The following is a 13825-nucleotide window of genomic DNA, read 5'->3' as shown; positions in this document are numbered from 1 at the left end:
ATGTTTGCGCCTATTTAAAAATTAACCAATGTCTATAATCAATACGCTTCGTGAGAAGATGGGACGACTGTTAGTGGTCGTAGTGGGATTTTCGATTTTAGCTTTTGTATTAACCGACCTAGCAACCAACCAAAATCTTTTTGGTGGAGGCGCTAGAAACGTAGGGGAAATTGATGGAGAAGAAATTTCTCAAGAAGATTTCTCTGTCATGGTAGATAATGCCATGAGAAGTTACGGTTACCCTACAGGCAACCCTCAGCTTACTCAATACATGAGAGACCAAGTGTGGCAACAACTTATCAATCAGGTTGCTTTCTCTAACAAGTTAGAACAGCTTGGGTTAGAAATAAGCAAAAATGAGAGAGTTGATATGGTTCAGGGTAAGAACCTCTCTCCTGTAATGCAAAACTTCTTCAACCAATATCTTGGTAGCACTAACCAGGCAGACATCAAGAACTTCTTGGCCAATATTAATATGTATGGACCTGAGGCACAGTTCTACTTTGCCAATGCAGAGTCTCAAGCCATGAGTAGCAGACAAAGCCAAAAGTTCGAAAGCTTATTGACTAAGACACAATATGTAACTCTTGCTGAAGCACAGAGAGAGTATAGATCTCAGTTTACCATTTCTGATGTAGACTATCTACACGTTCCTTTCAGTAGCGTTAGTGATGATCAGGTTGGACAGGTAACGGATAGTGAGATTCAAAACTACTTGAATGAAAACAAGGAAAGATATACTGTAGATGAGTCGAAAGATTTAGAGTATGTTTCTTTTCCTGTAGTTCCGTCTGCTGCGGATTCTGCCATGTACAGAGAGCAGATGAGTGAAATTAGAGCTGCCTTTGAGGACGAAACTACTAATGATTCAACTTATGCCCTAAGCATGACTGAGCAAGGCATAGGGTTCACCACTTATGACCCAAGCGCATTGCCAAACTCACTGGCTAATAACCTTACTACTTTAAGTAAGGGAGATATAGTTGGCCCAGAATTGCAGAATGGAATATATACCATTCATAAAATCAGTGACATCTTACCTACTGAAACAGCCTTTGCTAGAGCAAGCCAAATCGTATTCTACCTTCAAGGAAAGACTCCTTCAGAAAAGTCTAATGTTAGACAAACTGCTAGAGAGGTACTTAGAAGAATCAATAACGGTGAGGCTTTTGAAGCCTTAGCAAGAGAATATAGTGACGGGCAGTTCAGTACAAGTGGTGGAGATCTTGGATGGATAAGAGAAACCGACTCTAAAGTTGCAGACGTAAAAGATGAAGTTTTTGGAGCAAGAAGAACTGGTCTTATCAATAGGTTGATTGAAAAGAATGACAAAATCTACATTATCAACGTAAGTCAAACTGCAATTAAGCAAAGATATAAGGTTGCTCAGGTTATCGTTGAAATGGTTCCATCATATGAAACTAGTAATGAGGTTTACCTACAAGCTGCTGAGTTTGCCGCTAGCGTTAGCGATGCAGAGGAGTTCAGAGAGTACGCTGCTAACAATGGCTACTCGGTTTTCCAAGGAACAAAAATCGACAAGAACGCTAACTCAATCGGTCAGCTAACCAACGCGCGTCAGGTTGTAACTTGGTTGTATGGTGAAGCGTCTATTGATGATGTTAATGAGTTCGACTTAGATAACGAATATGTTGTAGCTGTTTACACCAATGAAACTGAAGAAGGTGTTCAGTCTATAGAAGAAGTAAGAGCTGAAATCACTCAGATTCTTAAGAACCAAAAGAAGGCTGATTTTATAAAGTCTAAGCTTAGCAGCCTTTCTGGTAGCGTAAATGAAATGGCTACTGCTTACGGTCCTGAAGCTCAATACTTCGCTAAACAAAGTGTTAAAATGGAAGATACCTCACTGGGGAATCTTGGAGTTGCACCAGAGGCAATCGGTGCTGCTTCTGGTCTTCAAAACCCTGGTGACAAAACATCTCCAAAGGTAATTGAAGGTTCTGGTGTTGTTGTTATTCAACTTAATGCTAGATCTGAAGCTTCTGAACTTGGCGACTACACGCTCTATGAGAATGAGCTATTACAAGAGGCCGCCAATAGAATTGCTCAAAGCTTGTTGCTTTCAATTTCTGATAAGATTGAGGTAACCGACCAGCGTTACAAGTACTTCTAAGAGCTTAATAAACCTTAAGGAACAAAGAGGCTTTTGATAGAGCCTCTTTTTTTGTTTAACTTTTAATCAAAGCCCGAACTATGGCAGGTCAGAAATACGATACTGAAGAATTCAGAAACAAATTAGAGGCAACTCATGACTTCCCTACTCTGTACATGTTTAAGTTCATTGTAACCGATGACAAAAAACAAGAGGTAGAAAATTTATTCCCTATGAATGAAGTGAGTTTCAAGCCCTCAAGTAAGGGGAAATATATTAGTGTTACAGCCAAGGTAATGGCTTCTTCGAGCGATTACGTCATAGATATCTACAAAAGAGCCAAACAAATAGAAGGTATTATAGCACTTTAATGAAACGGCTTTTACTCTTTGCTTGCTTACTGATTTCTGTGGCTTGTAACAATAAAGGTGATCGAAAGGCCTCTGATACCGTAGAAAGCCCTGCGATTAGCAAGCCTACTAGACCAGAAACTGTTCAGCCTATCTTCGATATGGAGATAGAGGAAGATAGAACCGATTGGCAGAATCCCGAGATTGTTCTAAAGGCGTTTGGCGACCTAACCAATAAAACCATAGCAGATATAGGTGCAGGCGCTGGTTATTTCAGCTTTAAGCTTGCTAGGCAAGCGGGTAAGGTTATTGCCCTAGACATTGACCCGAATGCCCTAGAATACATCAATGAGCAAAAGGAAATAGTTGGTAACTGGGCCGAAAACATAGAAACCAGACTTACTCCGCCCGATGTACCCAACTTGCTTTTAAATGAGGCAGACGCTGTTTTAGTGGTTAATACTTTCAGTTTTATTCCTCAACCTGAGAATTACTTCAATAGGTTACGAGAAGGAATGAAACCAAATGGAGAGCTACTAGTTGTAGACTTTAAGAAGGGAAAAATTCCCGTTGGGCCTTCAGATGATAGGAAAATGGAAGCTTCAGAAATAAGGAGTATTCTTAGAAGAGCTGGCTTCCGAAGAATTTCAATAGACCAGAAGAGCCTAGAGTATCAGTATATTATTAAAGCGATAAACTAGAACCTATGTGGACAGAAAAGGATAATAAACTTACTAGAACATTCGAATTTAAAGACTTTACCGAAGCCTTCGGGTTTATGAGCAAAGTTGCCATAGAGGCTGAAAAAATGAATCACCACCCCCATTGGTCGAACGTATATAATAAGGTAAGCTTTGAGTTAACAACGCACGATGAAGGCAATACGGTAACTGAAAAAGATCGTAAATTGGCCGAAATCATAGACAAACTGGCCTAATGCCCGATAAAATCAACCTCTACTTAGTACCTACCCCTATTGGTAATTTAGATGATATTACGTTAAGAGCTATTAAGGTGTTAAGTGAGGTTGATGTTATTTTAGCTGAAGACACCAGAACTTCTGGTAAACTGTTAAAGCACCACAACATTAGCAAGCCGCTTCAGAGTTATCATATTTTTAATGAACACCAGGCTGCTACTAAGCTGGTAGACCGAATGAATGCTGGAGAAACCTTTGCCTTGATCTCTGATGCAGGAACCCCATCTATCTCAGACCCTGGATTTCTTTTGGTAAGAGAAACCATTGCAGCAGGTTTAGAAGTGAATTGCCTTCCAGGAGCCACCGCTTTTGTGCCTGCCTTAGTAAACTCAGGCCTACCTTCCGATAAGTTTGTGTTCGAAGGCTTTCTTCCGCACAAAAAAGGCCGCCAAACCCGGCTGAAGAAGCTAGCTGAAGAAGAAAGAACTATCATTCTCTACGAGTCTCCCCATAGACTGATTAAATCGCTTGAGCAGCTCAAAGAATTCTTAGGAGATCGTCAGGCTTCCGTCTCTCGTGAAATCTCCAAAATGTTTGAAGAAACCGTAAGGGGCACATTTACTGAGCTTGTTGAGCACTTCACAAAAAACGGAGTGAAAGGCGAGTTCGTAATGGTAATAGAAGGGAAGAGTTAGTTGTCCTTCAGTTGCTTTTCATAGAGTTTGTTGATTTTCTCCTTAGCTCTTAGCAACCTCATCTTTGCAGCACTTTCCGAGATATTCATGGAAGCCGTTATGGCCTGAAGGCTTTGCTTTTCTTTGTATTTCAGAAGTAGTAAAAGTTTTTCCTCTGGAGTAATTTGCTCAAGCAGCAGCTCTAAGGCATTCATCAGTGACTCCTTATCTACTTCATCGGCCTCTATTACGTCTTCTAATTCAGACGAGAGCTTATCTGATATTACCTGATGGGTACTTTTCTTCTTCTTTCTTAAATAGTCTATGCAGGTGTGATAAACTATGGTGTAGAGCCAAGTTTTAAATTTTGCTTCAGACCTAAAGTTACTCAGCTGCATAAATACCTTAATGAATACCTCTTGGCTTAGGTCTTCTGCTTCATCATCGCTCTTTACATAGCCCTTACATTTCTTCTTTACATAGTCTTGGTACCTATCCGCTAGGATAGAGAAATACCGCTCCGGACCTCCATTCTGAAGAAAGTGAACTAACTCTTCGTCAGTCAATTGGGGCTTAATATTATCCTTGAATATTTTCTCTGAAGACATGTGACTTTGCGTTTTGGACGCGTCTAATCTTCACTAAAGTATGAATAAGATGCTTCTTTCAGAAAAAGCACTACTAGATATTAATATTCTCCCTCAGCCAAACGATGTTACCTGCGGGCCTACCAGCTTGCATGCCGTATATCAGTATTATGGAGATAACATTCAATTAGGCGAGGTAATTAAGCAGGTAAAGCAACTCAAATCTGGTGGAACCTTGGCTGTAAACCTTGGCAACCATGCCCTCAAAAGAGGATATGAGGCCACCATATATACCTATAACCTTCAGATTTTTGACCCTTCATGGTTTGCCGATGAAGAAACCGATTTAGTGAACAAGCTAGCAATGCAATGTCATTACAAGCCACAAAGGAAAATTAGGTTTGCTTCTACTGCTTATCAGAAGTTCTTAAGCCTTGGTGGAAAGATAAAGTTTAAAGACCTCACACCAGACCTAATTAAGTCTATCTTATTTCAAGATCAGCCGATTCTTACAGGCTTAAGTGCAACTTACTTGTACCAGAGCCCAAGGGAAATCGGAGATTTGAAAGTTGAGTATGATGACCTAAAAGGCTTACCGACAGGTCACTTTGTGGTGGTACAAGGTATTTCTGCAGATGAGAACACTGTCTCAATTGCAGATCCATTGAAGAATAACCCAATGGCATCAAGCCAATATTACGAAGTAGATATTCACCGATTAATCAACTCAATCATGCTGGGTATGGTAACATACGATGCCAACCTGCTCATTATTAGACCAAAAAAATGAACAAACTAATTGTTATTGAGAAGCCACATAAGTGGCAGTTGGATATTCCCAATGTAGATGTCATAGCTGCACAAGATTACCTATCTGAGTCAGCTGGTCAATTCGGGAAGAATACAAAAGTGATTAACCTATGTAAATCCTATCAATACCAAAGCGTTGGCTATTATGTGTCGCTTTTGGCAGAAGCAAGAGGGCATAAGGTGTTACCAGAAGTGGCCACAATCCAAGACTTCAGGTTTCCTTCAATGATTAAAGATGATGCTCAAGACTTCGATGCCATCATACAGAAATGTTTGGGCAGCAGTTCAGAAGCTAAACTGGAATTCAAGATATATTTTGGATACACAGATGAATTAGCGCTGTCTAGTTTGGGTATGCTGCTGTTCAACCTATTTCAATCGCCAATCCTTAAAGCCGTTTTTGTAAAACGAGAGAAATGGGTGCTTGAAAACCTAAGGCCAATGAACATTTATGACCTTACAGGAGAAGAAAGGCAAAAGCTTCAGTCGTTCCTTGGGTTGTTTTTGAGCAACAAAAAGGTGGTGAGAAAGAACCACCAGAGAAGAAGGTTCGACCTTGCCATATTGGTGAACCCAGACGACCCGAACCCACCTAGTAATGCAAAGGCGCTTCAGAAGTTTGTAAAAGCTGCTGAAGAAGTGGGCTTCAACACGGAGATTATTACCAAAAACGACTATGGTAAGATCAACCAGTTCGATGCACTCTTCATAAGAGAAACCACAAACGTGAACAACCACACCTTCCGCATTGCCAAAAAAGCTCAGTCAGAGGGCTTGGTGGTAATTGACGATCCGGTTTCCATAATGCGCTGCACCAACAAGGTGTACTTGAATGAACTGATGAGAAATCATGGCATAAATACGCCCAAGGCAGCCATCATTTCTAAAGAGAATCCAATGGCTGCTATTGAGAAAATTGGCTTCCCATTCATCTTAAAAGAACCCGATGGTGCCTTTTCTAAAGGAGTGAAGAAGGTTCAAAATGAAGAAGAGTTTAATGAGTTACTCAAAGGCTTTTTTAAAGGCTCTGAATTATTGATTGCTCAGGAATTTATGCCGACCGACTTCGATTGGCGTGTGGGCATTTTCAATGGAAAGCCCTTGTACGTATGCAAGTACTTTATGGCCAGAAATCATTGGCAAATTATTGAATGGAAAAAGAGCGGGAAGGCTCAGGAGGGTAAAGCCGAAACCTACCCGGTAGAAGAAGTGCCAAAAGCACTTATTACTACAGCCACAAAAGCCACCAAGCTAATTGGTAATGGCCTTTACGGAGTAGACATTAAAGAAGTAAATAAGAAATTCTATGTAATTGAGGTGAACGATAACCCAAACCTCGATGCAGGAATTGAAGATAAAGTTTTAAAAAACAAGCTCTACGAAACCATAATGGAAACCCTGATGGAGCGAGTAAAAATAAAGCAATGAAGGTAGAAGATAACCACTTGCACCTATTCCAGGCCTATGGAATTGAGCTGGAATACATGATTGTTGATACAGAAACACTCAACGTGAAACCTATTGCCGATGAGGTTTTGAAATCATTAGCTGGTGAAATCACCAATGAAGTTACTTTCGGCAATATCACTTGGTCTAATGAATTGGCCTTGCACGTAATTGAGCTTAAGTGCTCTGCTCCAACAGACGATTTAGTTCAATTAGCTGCCGATTTTGAGGAAGCCATTCAGCAAATGAACAGAGTGCTGGCAGAGTTCAAGGCTCAACTTATGCCTTCTGCGGCTCATCCATGGATGAACCCAGAGACAGAAACGGTACGTTGGCCGCACGACAATGCCGAGATATACGCTACCTACGACCGCATCTTCGATTGCAAAGGTCACGGTTGGAGCAACCTGCAAAGTATGCACATCAACTTACCATTCCATGGCGATGATGAGTTTGCTAAGCTGCACGCTGCCATTCGTTTGTTGCTTCCAATTATGCCGGCTCTTTCGGCCAGCTCAGCCATTTTGGATGGTAAAGACACTGGCTACTGGGACAAGCGATTGGATTACTACAGAAAGAATCAAAAGGCAGTACCAATTCTTACCGGACAGGTAATTCCTGAAGCTGTGTTCAGTAAAGAAGATTACTATAGCCAAATTTTCGAACAGATAGCTAATGACATCAAACCTCATGATCCAGAAGGGGTTTTAGAGCCTATTTGGTTGAACTCTAGAGGTGCCATTGCGCGCTTCGATCGTGGGGCTATTGAAATTAGAGTGCTAGACGTTCAAGAGTGTCCAGAGTCAGATTTGGCTATTGCATCACTCATCATCAATGCACTGAAACTTTTGGTAGAAGAATACTTTGTTCCACTAGAAGAGCAGAAAAAGTTCAAAACCGAAAGCCTAGCAGCCATTTTCAAGCAGGTAATAAAAAGTGGAGAACACACGGTTATAGATAATACCGATTACTTAAAGGCATTTGGACTAAATGCGGTAGATGAAATGACAGCCGTAGAAATCTGGCATTTTATTTCCAGAAAAATAGATAGGAAGTATCCTCAGGCCTTAGACCATTGGAGAGATGAGCTGACTCTTCTTTTTGATGAAGGAACGCTCTCTACCCGAATTCTAAATGCCTTAGAAACTAACCTAGAATTTGAGAACCTTAAAATGGTCTATTCTGAATTGTGCGATTGCTTAGAGAACAATCAAATGCTTAGGGAATGTCTAGAAGAAGCTTTTTAATCACATGCGAGCATGCAGGCAACTTTGTGCCTGCAAACTATCGCTACTTATTTTTGGGTAATGAAGCCGTGTTGGATACGCACAGAGGTATTGATATTGGAGCAGGCGCTTTGGCCGAAAACCTGGCCGACTTGCTAAAGCTTCCTCTTTATGTAAACGTGGTTTCCAGGCTATTGATCGATTCGAACAGATCAAAATTCAACCCAGAACTTTATTCTGAGTTCAGCAAAACGCTCGACCCAGTAGTAAAGAAGTTTCTGATGAAGAAATACTACACCGCTTACAGGCAGCAAGTGTATGAATGGATTAAAGAAAGAGCCCGAAAAACTGACTCCGTGGTTCACCTTTCCATTCATACTTTTACCCCTGTTTTGAAAGGCGAAGTACGTTCGGCAGATATTGGCATTCTTTACGATGAAAAGAGAGAGCCTGAGGCTAAAATATCAAAGCAGTTGGTAAATGAGTTGGCTATTTTTGCTCCTCAGTTTGTTACCAAACACAACTACCCATACTTTGGTACTGCCGATGGCTTTACCACTTACTTAAGAAAGGAGTTCAGACCCCAGAATTACTCAGGCATCGAAATAGAGGTGAACAACAAGCACCATAGTAAGCCGCAAATGGAAGAGATTAAAAAGGCTTTGCAGAGCGCTGTGAGATCGGTAATGAGCGAAGAAGCAGCTTTGTGCTAAGCCCTAACATTGAGCCGTTAGATACATTATATTGGACGTGGGCTCCCAGAAAACATAAAGGAAGCCCACGTCCATAAAGGTTAAATAATCTCCGAAGACGGACGTGCCTTCAATAAGTTCGTTTTTAACGTTTGACTTAATGGTGGTAACATATCTCATCACATTTCCTGTTTTAGGGCAAACAGGAATATCAGGTGCCTGATACCACATAGGAACTCCGCAGATGTGAGTATCTCCAAATTCATCCTTTAATAGGTTAACATCAACGTCATCGGTGCTTTTATAGTTGATTCCTTTAAATACTCCAACCTCTGAGCCATCAACATAATTAGTCCTCCAAGCATCGGTCATTACTTCTGGGTTGAGCACAACTGGTTGTTTTTCCTTTGTCCAATCGATAAATAGCCCGCTAAGGCAGCAGGTATTGAGTGGATAAAATATGTTCAATTCGTCCGTTTCAACCCAACTAAAAAATGGATCGGTACCGTCTATAGATGCTATGAAACTAAAGCCATATTGACTGTCAAATACAATTGGTTTCGGGCATTCACCTCCAATCTGATGTGGGCCTCCCTTATCTGGAATAAGAAAAAAATACTTATGGTCAGGCCAGTCCTCAATAGGTAGATCATATTCTACATTCTGTCCAACACTCTCAGCCTGATCCGCGCAGTGTTCAATGACCTCTACCACTTTATTATCAATAATTCTTAGCTCATTGGTAAATTGTAGATGCTGGCCAAATTTTATTTGATCTTCAGAAATACCTTGAATCATCAGAGCTCTTCTGAATCGCTCAGGGTCTCTGTCGAGAACTTCGTGGCCATTGAGATAGCGAATAGATGTGAATCGTAATGGATCTGATGGAGAAAACTTTGTTTCTGTTTTTAAGGATTCAATAAGTTCAAGAAAGTCTTTAAAGGGTCTTTTTAATTTATTGAACATAGCGTTTATCGAAAAATGATATTATCCAAAGTCTTCTACTTACCCAAATAGCAAACCGTATATTTGCAACAAATCACCTACCCATGCAAAGACTACTTCAAGACCTTATTGTTCTGGTAAAAGAAACTGGCGACTTCATTCGTGAAGAGTCTCTGAAATTCGACCACTCCAAAATCGAATACAAGGGCAGAAACGATCTTGTTTCTTATGTTGATAAGGAAGCCGAAAAACGCCTAGTTAAAGGGCTATCTGAAATGCTTCCTGGTAGCGGTTTTATTGCTGAAGAAGGAACTTCTACCAAAAAATCTGACAGCTATAACTGGATTATAGATCCGTTAGATGGCACCACAAACTTCACACATGGCTTACCGATTTATGCTATTTCCGTAGCCTTAATGAAGAGGAATGAATTGGCTCTTGGTGTGGTGTATGAGTTGAATAGAGATGAGTGCTTCCATGCTTCTAAAGGTGAAGGTGCTTTCCTTAATCATATGCCAATTAAGGTTTCTCCCAACAGGGAATTAGATAAAGCCCTTTTAGCCACTGGCTTTCCTTATTATGATTTTGAGCAGATGAATAAGTACTTGGCCATTCTCAATGATTTTATGCAAAATACTCATGGGCTGAGGAGAATGGGAAGTGCCGCAGTAGACTTAGCCTATACTGCCTGTGGTCGTTTTGAAGGCTTTTTCGAGTATAACCTTAATGCTTGGGATGTGGCAGCTGGAGCACTGATTGTGCAAGAAGCCGGAGGAAAAGTGACCGACTTTAAAGGAGGAAATGACTTCCTGTTCGGTAGAGAAATTGTAGCAGGCAACGCTACTCAACCTAAAATGCTAAAGACCATCCAAAAGCATTGGAAGAAGAAGTAACGATTCAACCCAAGCCATAATTTTTTGGAAGGGTAGTCAGTACTCTCAGATATATTTGAAAGTACCGACTAATATTTTGTGCCTTCTGATTAAGAAGGAGTAATCAATTCTATTTTTTACTCTTCTTGTCAGCATTTAATGCTATCCAAAGAAAGGTTAAGAAGCCTCCCAAGGTAATTGAAAGGCATATTATCATTCCGATTATTGCTTCACTGCTCATTTCTTCACGAATTTTCGGTAGAACCATCCATTAAATAATACGGCAATAACTAGTGCAATTGCCCACTGTGTAACTATTGTGGCGTTACTGAACCTATCGAAGAGGTTCCAATTACCCTCAGCATCGAACCACGGGTATTCACTATAACCTTGGTTCATCCACCAATACACTAAGAATAGACCTGCCACAAAGTTGAAGTAGATCATTCCTGCGAAGTATAGCTTAGATACTTTAAAGTCAGAGTTCTGGTCGATAAAGTCCTTTTTGAATTTCATTGGGCCATAACGGATAATGAGGAAGGAGATGAAAATTCCACTCACCAAGAGTCCTACACCCCAAACCCAATCCTGATTCTCGAAGAAATCTAACCACCAAGCTGAAGGAAAGCCAACGATAAAACAGGCTGCTCCAGCAATAATGGCTGCTTTCTTTTTCGGTATTTCGTAGTCAGTAAGGTTCTTTATAATCAGCTGCATCATTGGTAAAATGGAGCTGAATGCTGCCATGGCAAAGGCGCCAAAGAATATCCAAGAAAGGAAAGGCCCCCCTGGCATTTGCGCGAAAAGCTGCGGTAGAATAGTGAATACTAGTGCTGTATTACCTCCATGCAAGAAGTCTATGGCTTCAGTAGGTGTAGCAGCCATGGCAAAAACAGCTGGTAGTATGGCCATTGCAGCCAAAAGTGCAGCAGTGTTGTTACCAAACGCACCCAAGAAAGTGTTTAAGGTCACATCTTCCTTCTGTCTAGAGAAAGAACCGATGGTAATCATCAAACCCCAACCTGCACCAGTACTCCATGCAGAGTCCGTAATGGCTTCAATCCAAATAATTGGATCTTTGAACTTCTCAACATCTATAGTGAATAGATATTCTAGCCCTTCAACCCCACCTGGCATTTGAATGGCAAAAGCGGCCACAACAAGTAAAAGAGTAAAAAGTGTAGGTATTAAAATTCTATTGGTTTTTTCCAGTCCTTTTTTGATCCCTTTACCCAATACCCAAATGGCTACCGTAATGGTGATCATATAGCAAACCACGGCTTCCCAACTAGAATTGGATAGGTTTGCCCAGAAGTTATCCATAAAGTTTACTGAAGGGTCGGCAAACTTGTCGTTCATGGCACCAGAGCCAAAAATATAGTCAACAAGGTTTTGAGTGTTCAATAGAAAGTACCTCAAAGACCAGCCCGTTACTACCGAATAGTAAAAGGCAATACCCACCGTTACTAGGGTAACGAAAGTACCCATCCAGTTAAATTTTTTACCAGAAAGGCTACCTAAAGAGCCTATTGTGCCTTTTCTATAATACTTACCTATGGCCAGTTCTGCCATAAGTAATGGAATGGACCAAATAACCAGAAAAAACATCCATAGAATAATGAATGTTCCTCCGTGTTCTCCAGCAATTCTAGGGAATCTCCAGAGGTTTCCAGCACCAATCGCCATTCCTAATGCGGCAAGAATAATTCCCCACCGATTACTAAATTCTTCCTTTTTCTCTGCCATACAGATGTTACTAGTTTGTATAGTTTTTAGTTTGTCTCAATTTACGATAAGCGTGGGAAACTAACCTATTATAGCAGAAAGCCAAGTTGTCTTTTACTAAGCTGCTAAAGAGTTATGTGTTAAGTAAATATCTTTTATGTTTGCTTGTGTATGGCGAAAGATCACACCAATTTTTTTAATGATGTTTATGAAGTTGTCAGGCTAATTCCGGTAGGCAGGGCCACTAGCTATGGGGCTATTGCCAAATATTTGGGAGTAAAAGGAAGTGCCCGAATGGTTGGTTGGGCTATGAATGCCGCTCATACTATACCAGATGTTCCAGCACACAGAGTGGTTAATCGAGCAGGTGTTTTAACCGGAAAACATCATTTTGAAACGCCCAGCCTCATGCAAGAACAATTGGAGGCGGAAGGCGTAGAAGTTGAGGGTGATAAGATTAAAGATTTCAGCAAAATTTTTTGGGATCCAAGCAATGAACTTGCCCTTTGATTTGTTCTTTTTCAACTAATTTCGTTTCTGTAATTTCATTATGGTGAACAAACCAAAAGTCAATCGGCCGTTAGATCAAACTAAGCGTGAGAAAAGGAGAGTTGTCTACTTTTTTATCAAGCTAATACTGTTGATTGCTGGCCTATTTTTACGCTACAAGTATCCTGATGCCTTCAAGAACCTGAGGGAAGAAGGTAATATTGTGCCTACCATTCTCTACTATCTCATTGGGGTACTTATAGTTTCTTCTGTTCGTATTTCTTTGGTGTATTTATACCTGAAAAGAAGGCAGCTCGAGTCTGACTTTAAGGATAACTACATTTTGGGTATAAATAGAATTGCCTCTATTCTTTCAGTTTTTGTTACTTTTTTGGCCATACTCTATTACTTCGATGTAGACCCAACAGATTTTCTAACCTCTATAAGTATTGTAGCTGCGGCCATTGCCATTACCTTCAGAGAGTATATCGTTAACAGTATTAATGGTATAATCTGGATGTTCTCTAATCAGTTTTCGCTCAAAGACTATATTAAGGTAGATGAGTTCGAAGGTAGAATTATGGACATAAACCTGATGAACGTAGTTCTGCTGAACGATGAAGACGAGATAGTGTATGTGCCGAACTCTTTAATGGCTGCTTCTTCTGTAGTGAATAGTTCTAAAAAGGACTTTAAAAAGCTTAGCTTCGATTTTGAAATGCTACCCGAAACGCTCGGGGATATAGATCATTTTGAAGATTACTTGATCGATTCTTTAAAAAGCGAATTCAAAGATATTAACCTCGAAAATTTCAGCCTGAAGGTTGATATGATTAAGAAAGATGCTGTGGCATTGAAGTTAAGAATTACAGTAGACCGCAAACAAAAGAACCTTGAAAGGCCTGTTAGAAGGTTTATAAATAAATCGATATTGGGTTACTCCAATGAATTTAAAGTAGAAAAGAAGACTAACTAAA

Annotated in this window: 15 protein-coding genes; 12 read left to right on the top strand and 3 right to left on the bottom strand. The window is 40.4% G+C overall.

Annotated elements, in window-relative coordinates; all coding sequences use genetic code 11:
- Positions 1-28: 28 nt before the first annotated feature.
- The 5 genes from T7867_RS05440 (at position 29) to rsmI (ending at position 4077) form a co-directional block, all read left to right on the top strand.
- Positions 29-2134 (top strand): peptidylprolyl isomerase, encoded by a 2106-nt coding sequence (locus tag T7867_RS05440; protein ID WP_068216573.1) that lies wholly within the window; start codon positions 29-31, stop codon positions 2132-2134.
- A gap of 80 nt (positions 2135-2214) precedes the next feature.
- Positions 2215-2484, top strand: coding sequence for a DUF493 domain-containing protein (locus T7867_RS05435; RefSeq protein ID WP_068216571.1), 270 nt, complete (start codon positions 2215-2217; stop codon positions 2482-2484).
- Positions 2484-3164, top strand: a complete 681-nt coding sequence (locus T7867_RS05430; protein WP_322299940.1) for a class I SAM-dependent methyltransferase — start codon at positions 2484-2486, stop codon at positions 3162-3164. Before T7867_RS05435 ends, T7867_RS05430 begins: the two co-directional genes overlap by 1 nt.
- A gap of 5 nt (positions 3165-3169) precedes the next feature.
- The gene (locus T7867_RS05425; protein WP_322299939.1) at positions 3170-3400 is read left to right on the top strand and encodes a 4a-hydroxytetrahydrobiopterin dehydratase; all 231 of its coding nucleotides are present in this window, start codon (positions 3170-3172) and stop codon (positions 3398-3400) included.
- Positions 3400-4077 carry a 16S rRNA (cytidine(1402)-2'-O)-methyltransferase gene (gene rsmI / locus T7867_RS05420; RefSeq protein WP_322299938.1) on the top strand — a complete coding sequence of 226 codons (678 nt, stop codon included), beginning with the start codon at positions 3400-3402 and terminating at the stop codon, positions 4075-4077. Before T7867_RS05425 ends, rsmI begins: the two co-directional genes overlap by 1 nt.
- On the opposite strand, the gene T7867_RS05415 is transcribed toward rsmI, so the two are convergent.
- Entirely contained in the window at positions 4074-4664 is a 591-nt protein-coding gene (locus T7867_RS05415) for an RNA polymerase sigma factor (RefSeq protein ID WP_288340141.1), read from the bottom strand. The two genes, rsmI and T7867_RS05415, sit on opposite strands and share 4 nt — an antisense overlap.
- Before the next feature lie 40 nt (positions 4665-4704).
- Between T7867_RS05415 and T7867_RS05410 the strand changes: the two genes are divergently transcribed.
- From T7867_RS05410 to T7867_RS05395, 4 genes are read left to right on the top strand one after another with little or no spacing between them, the layout of a single operon-like run.
- The gene (locus T7867_RS05410; RefSeq protein ID WP_245660200.1) at positions 4705-5433 is read left to right on the top strand and encodes a C39 family peptidase; all 729 of its coding nucleotides are present in this window, start codon (positions 4705-4707) and stop codon (positions 5431-5433) included.
- Positions 5430-6881 carry a RimK family protein gene (locus T7867_RS05405; RefSeq protein WP_322299937.1) on the top strand — a complete coding sequence of 484 codons (1452 nt, stop codon included), beginning with the start codon at positions 5430-5432 and terminating at the stop codon, positions 6879-6881. Before T7867_RS05410 ends, T7867_RS05405 begins: the two co-directional genes overlap by 4 nt.
- Positions 6878-8146 carry a carboxylate-amine ligase gene (locus tag T7867_RS05400; protein WP_322299936.1) on the top strand — a complete coding sequence of 423 codons (1269 nt, stop codon included), beginning with the start codon at positions 6878-6880 and terminating at the stop codon, positions 8144-8146. The genes T7867_RS05405 and T7867_RS05400 overlap by 4 nt, the downstream gene beginning before the upstream one ends.
- Positions 8125-8838, top strand: a complete 714-nt coding sequence (locus T7867_RS05395; protein ID WP_322299935.1) for an N-formylglutamate amidohydrolase — start codon at positions 8125-8127, stop codon at positions 8836-8838. The genes T7867_RS05400 and T7867_RS05395 overlap by 22 nt, the downstream gene beginning before the upstream one ends.
- Positions 8839-8841: 3 nt before the next feature.
- Here T7867_RS05395 and T7867_RS05390 read toward each other — a convergent pair whose 3' ends face one another.
- Positions 8842-9783: a hypothetical protein gene (locus tag T7867_RS05390; protein WP_322299934.1), complete on the bottom strand. Its 942-nt coding sequence runs from the start codon at positions 9781-9783 to the stop codon at positions 8842-8844.
- A gap of 83 nt (positions 9784-9866) precedes the next feature.
- On the opposite strand from T7867_RS05390, the gene T7867_RS05385 reads away from it, so the two are divergent.
- Positions 9867-10655 carry an inositol monophosphatase family protein gene (locus tag T7867_RS05385; protein WP_322299933.1) on the top strand — a complete coding sequence of 263 codons (789 nt, stop codon included), beginning with the start codon at positions 9867-9869 and terminating at the stop codon, positions 10653-10655.
- A 216-nt stretch (positions 10656-10871) separates the two neighbouring features.
- Here T7867_RS05385 and T7867_RS05380 read toward each other — a convergent pair whose 3' ends face one another.
- A complete protein-coding gene (locus tag T7867_RS05380) occupies positions 10872-12380 on the bottom strand; it encodes a sodium-dependent transporter (protein ID WP_068216543.1) in 1509 nt (502 codons plus the stop codon).
- Between the two features lie 150 nt (positions 12381-12530).
- Here T7867_RS05380 and T7867_RS05375 point away from each other — a divergent pair, with 150 nt between their 5' ends.
- Both T7867_RS05375 and T7867_RS05370 read left to right on the top strand, forming a co-directional pair.
- Positions 12531-12869, top strand: a complete 339-nt coding sequence (locus T7867_RS05375; protein ID WP_273277261.1) for an MGMT family protein — start codon at positions 12531-12533, stop codon at positions 12867-12869.
- A 40-nt stretch (positions 12870-12909) separates the two neighbouring features.
- Positions 12910-13824, top strand: coding sequence for a mechanosensitive ion channel family protein (locus T7867_RS05370; protein ID WP_068216540.1), 915 nt, complete (start codon positions 12910-12912; stop codon positions 13822-13824).
- Position 13825: the final 1 nt, after the last annotated feature.

The organism is Roseivirga spongicola, from assembly GCF_034376045.1.
Lineage (GTDB): Bacteria > Bacteroidota > Bacteroidia > Cytophagales > Cyclobacteriaceae > Roseivirga > Roseivirga spongicola.
This window is presented reverse-complemented; position numbering and strand designations above follow the sequence as displayed.

Bases quoted from the DNA above. Each gene is read 5' to 3' on its own strand.
- T7867_RS05440 (WP_068216573.1), top strand. From the start codon at position 29: ATGTCTATAATCAATACGCTTCGTGAGAAGATGGGACGACTGTTAGTG.
- T7867_RS05435 (WP_068216571.1), top strand. From the start codon at position 2,215: ATGGCAGGTCAGAAATACGATACTGAAGAATTCAGAAACAAATTAGAG.
- T7867_RS05430 (WP_322299940.1), top strand. From the start codon at position 2,484: ATGAAACGGCTTTTACTCTTTGCTTGCTTACTGATTTCTGTGGCTTGT.
- T7867_RS05425 (WP_322299939.1), top strand. From the start codon at position 3,170: ATGTGGACAGAAAAGGATAATAAACTTACTAGAACATTCGAATTTAAA.
- rsmI (WP_322299938.1), top strand. From the start codon at position 3,400: ATGCCCGATAAAATCAACCTCTACTTAGTACCTACCCCTATTGGTAAT.
- T7867_RS05415 (WP_288340141.1), bottom strand. From the start codon at position 4,664: ATGTCTTCAGAGAAAATATTCAAGGATAATATTAAGCCCCAATTGACT.
- T7867_RS05410 (WP_245660200.1), top strand. From the start codon at position 4,705: ATGAATAAGATGCTTCTTTCAGAAAAAGCACTACTAGATATTAATATT.
- T7867_RS05405 (WP_322299937.1), top strand. From the start codon at position 5,430: ATGAACAAACTAATTGTTATTGAGAAGCCACATAAGTGGCAGTTGGAT.
- T7867_RS05400 (WP_322299936.1), top strand. From the start codon at position 6,878: ATGAAGGTAGAAGATAACCACTTGCACCTATTCCAGGCCTATGGAATT.
- T7867_RS05395 (WP_322299935.1), top strand. From the start codon at position 8,125: ATGTCTAGAAGAAGCTTTTTAATCACATGCGAGCATGCAGGCAACTTT.
- T7867_RS05390 (WP_322299934.1), bottom strand. From the start codon at position 9,783: ATGTTCAATAAATTAAAAAGACCCTTTAAAGACTTTCTTGAACTTATT.
- T7867_RS05385 (WP_322299933.1), top strand. From the start codon at position 9,867: ATGCAAAGACTACTTCAAGACCTTATTGTTCTGGTAAAAGAAACTGGC.
- T7867_RS05380 (WP_068216543.1), bottom strand. From the start codon at position 12,380: ATGGCAGAGAAAAAGGAAGAATTTAGTAATCGGTGGGGAATTATTCTT.
- T7867_RS05375 (WP_273277261.1), top strand. From the start codon at position 12,531: ATGGCGAAAGATCACACCAATTTTTTTAATGATGTTTATGAAGTTGTC.
- T7867_RS05370 (WP_068216540.1), top strand. From the start codon at position 12,910: ATGGTGAACAAACCAAAAGTCAATCGGCCGTTAGATCAAACTAAGCGT.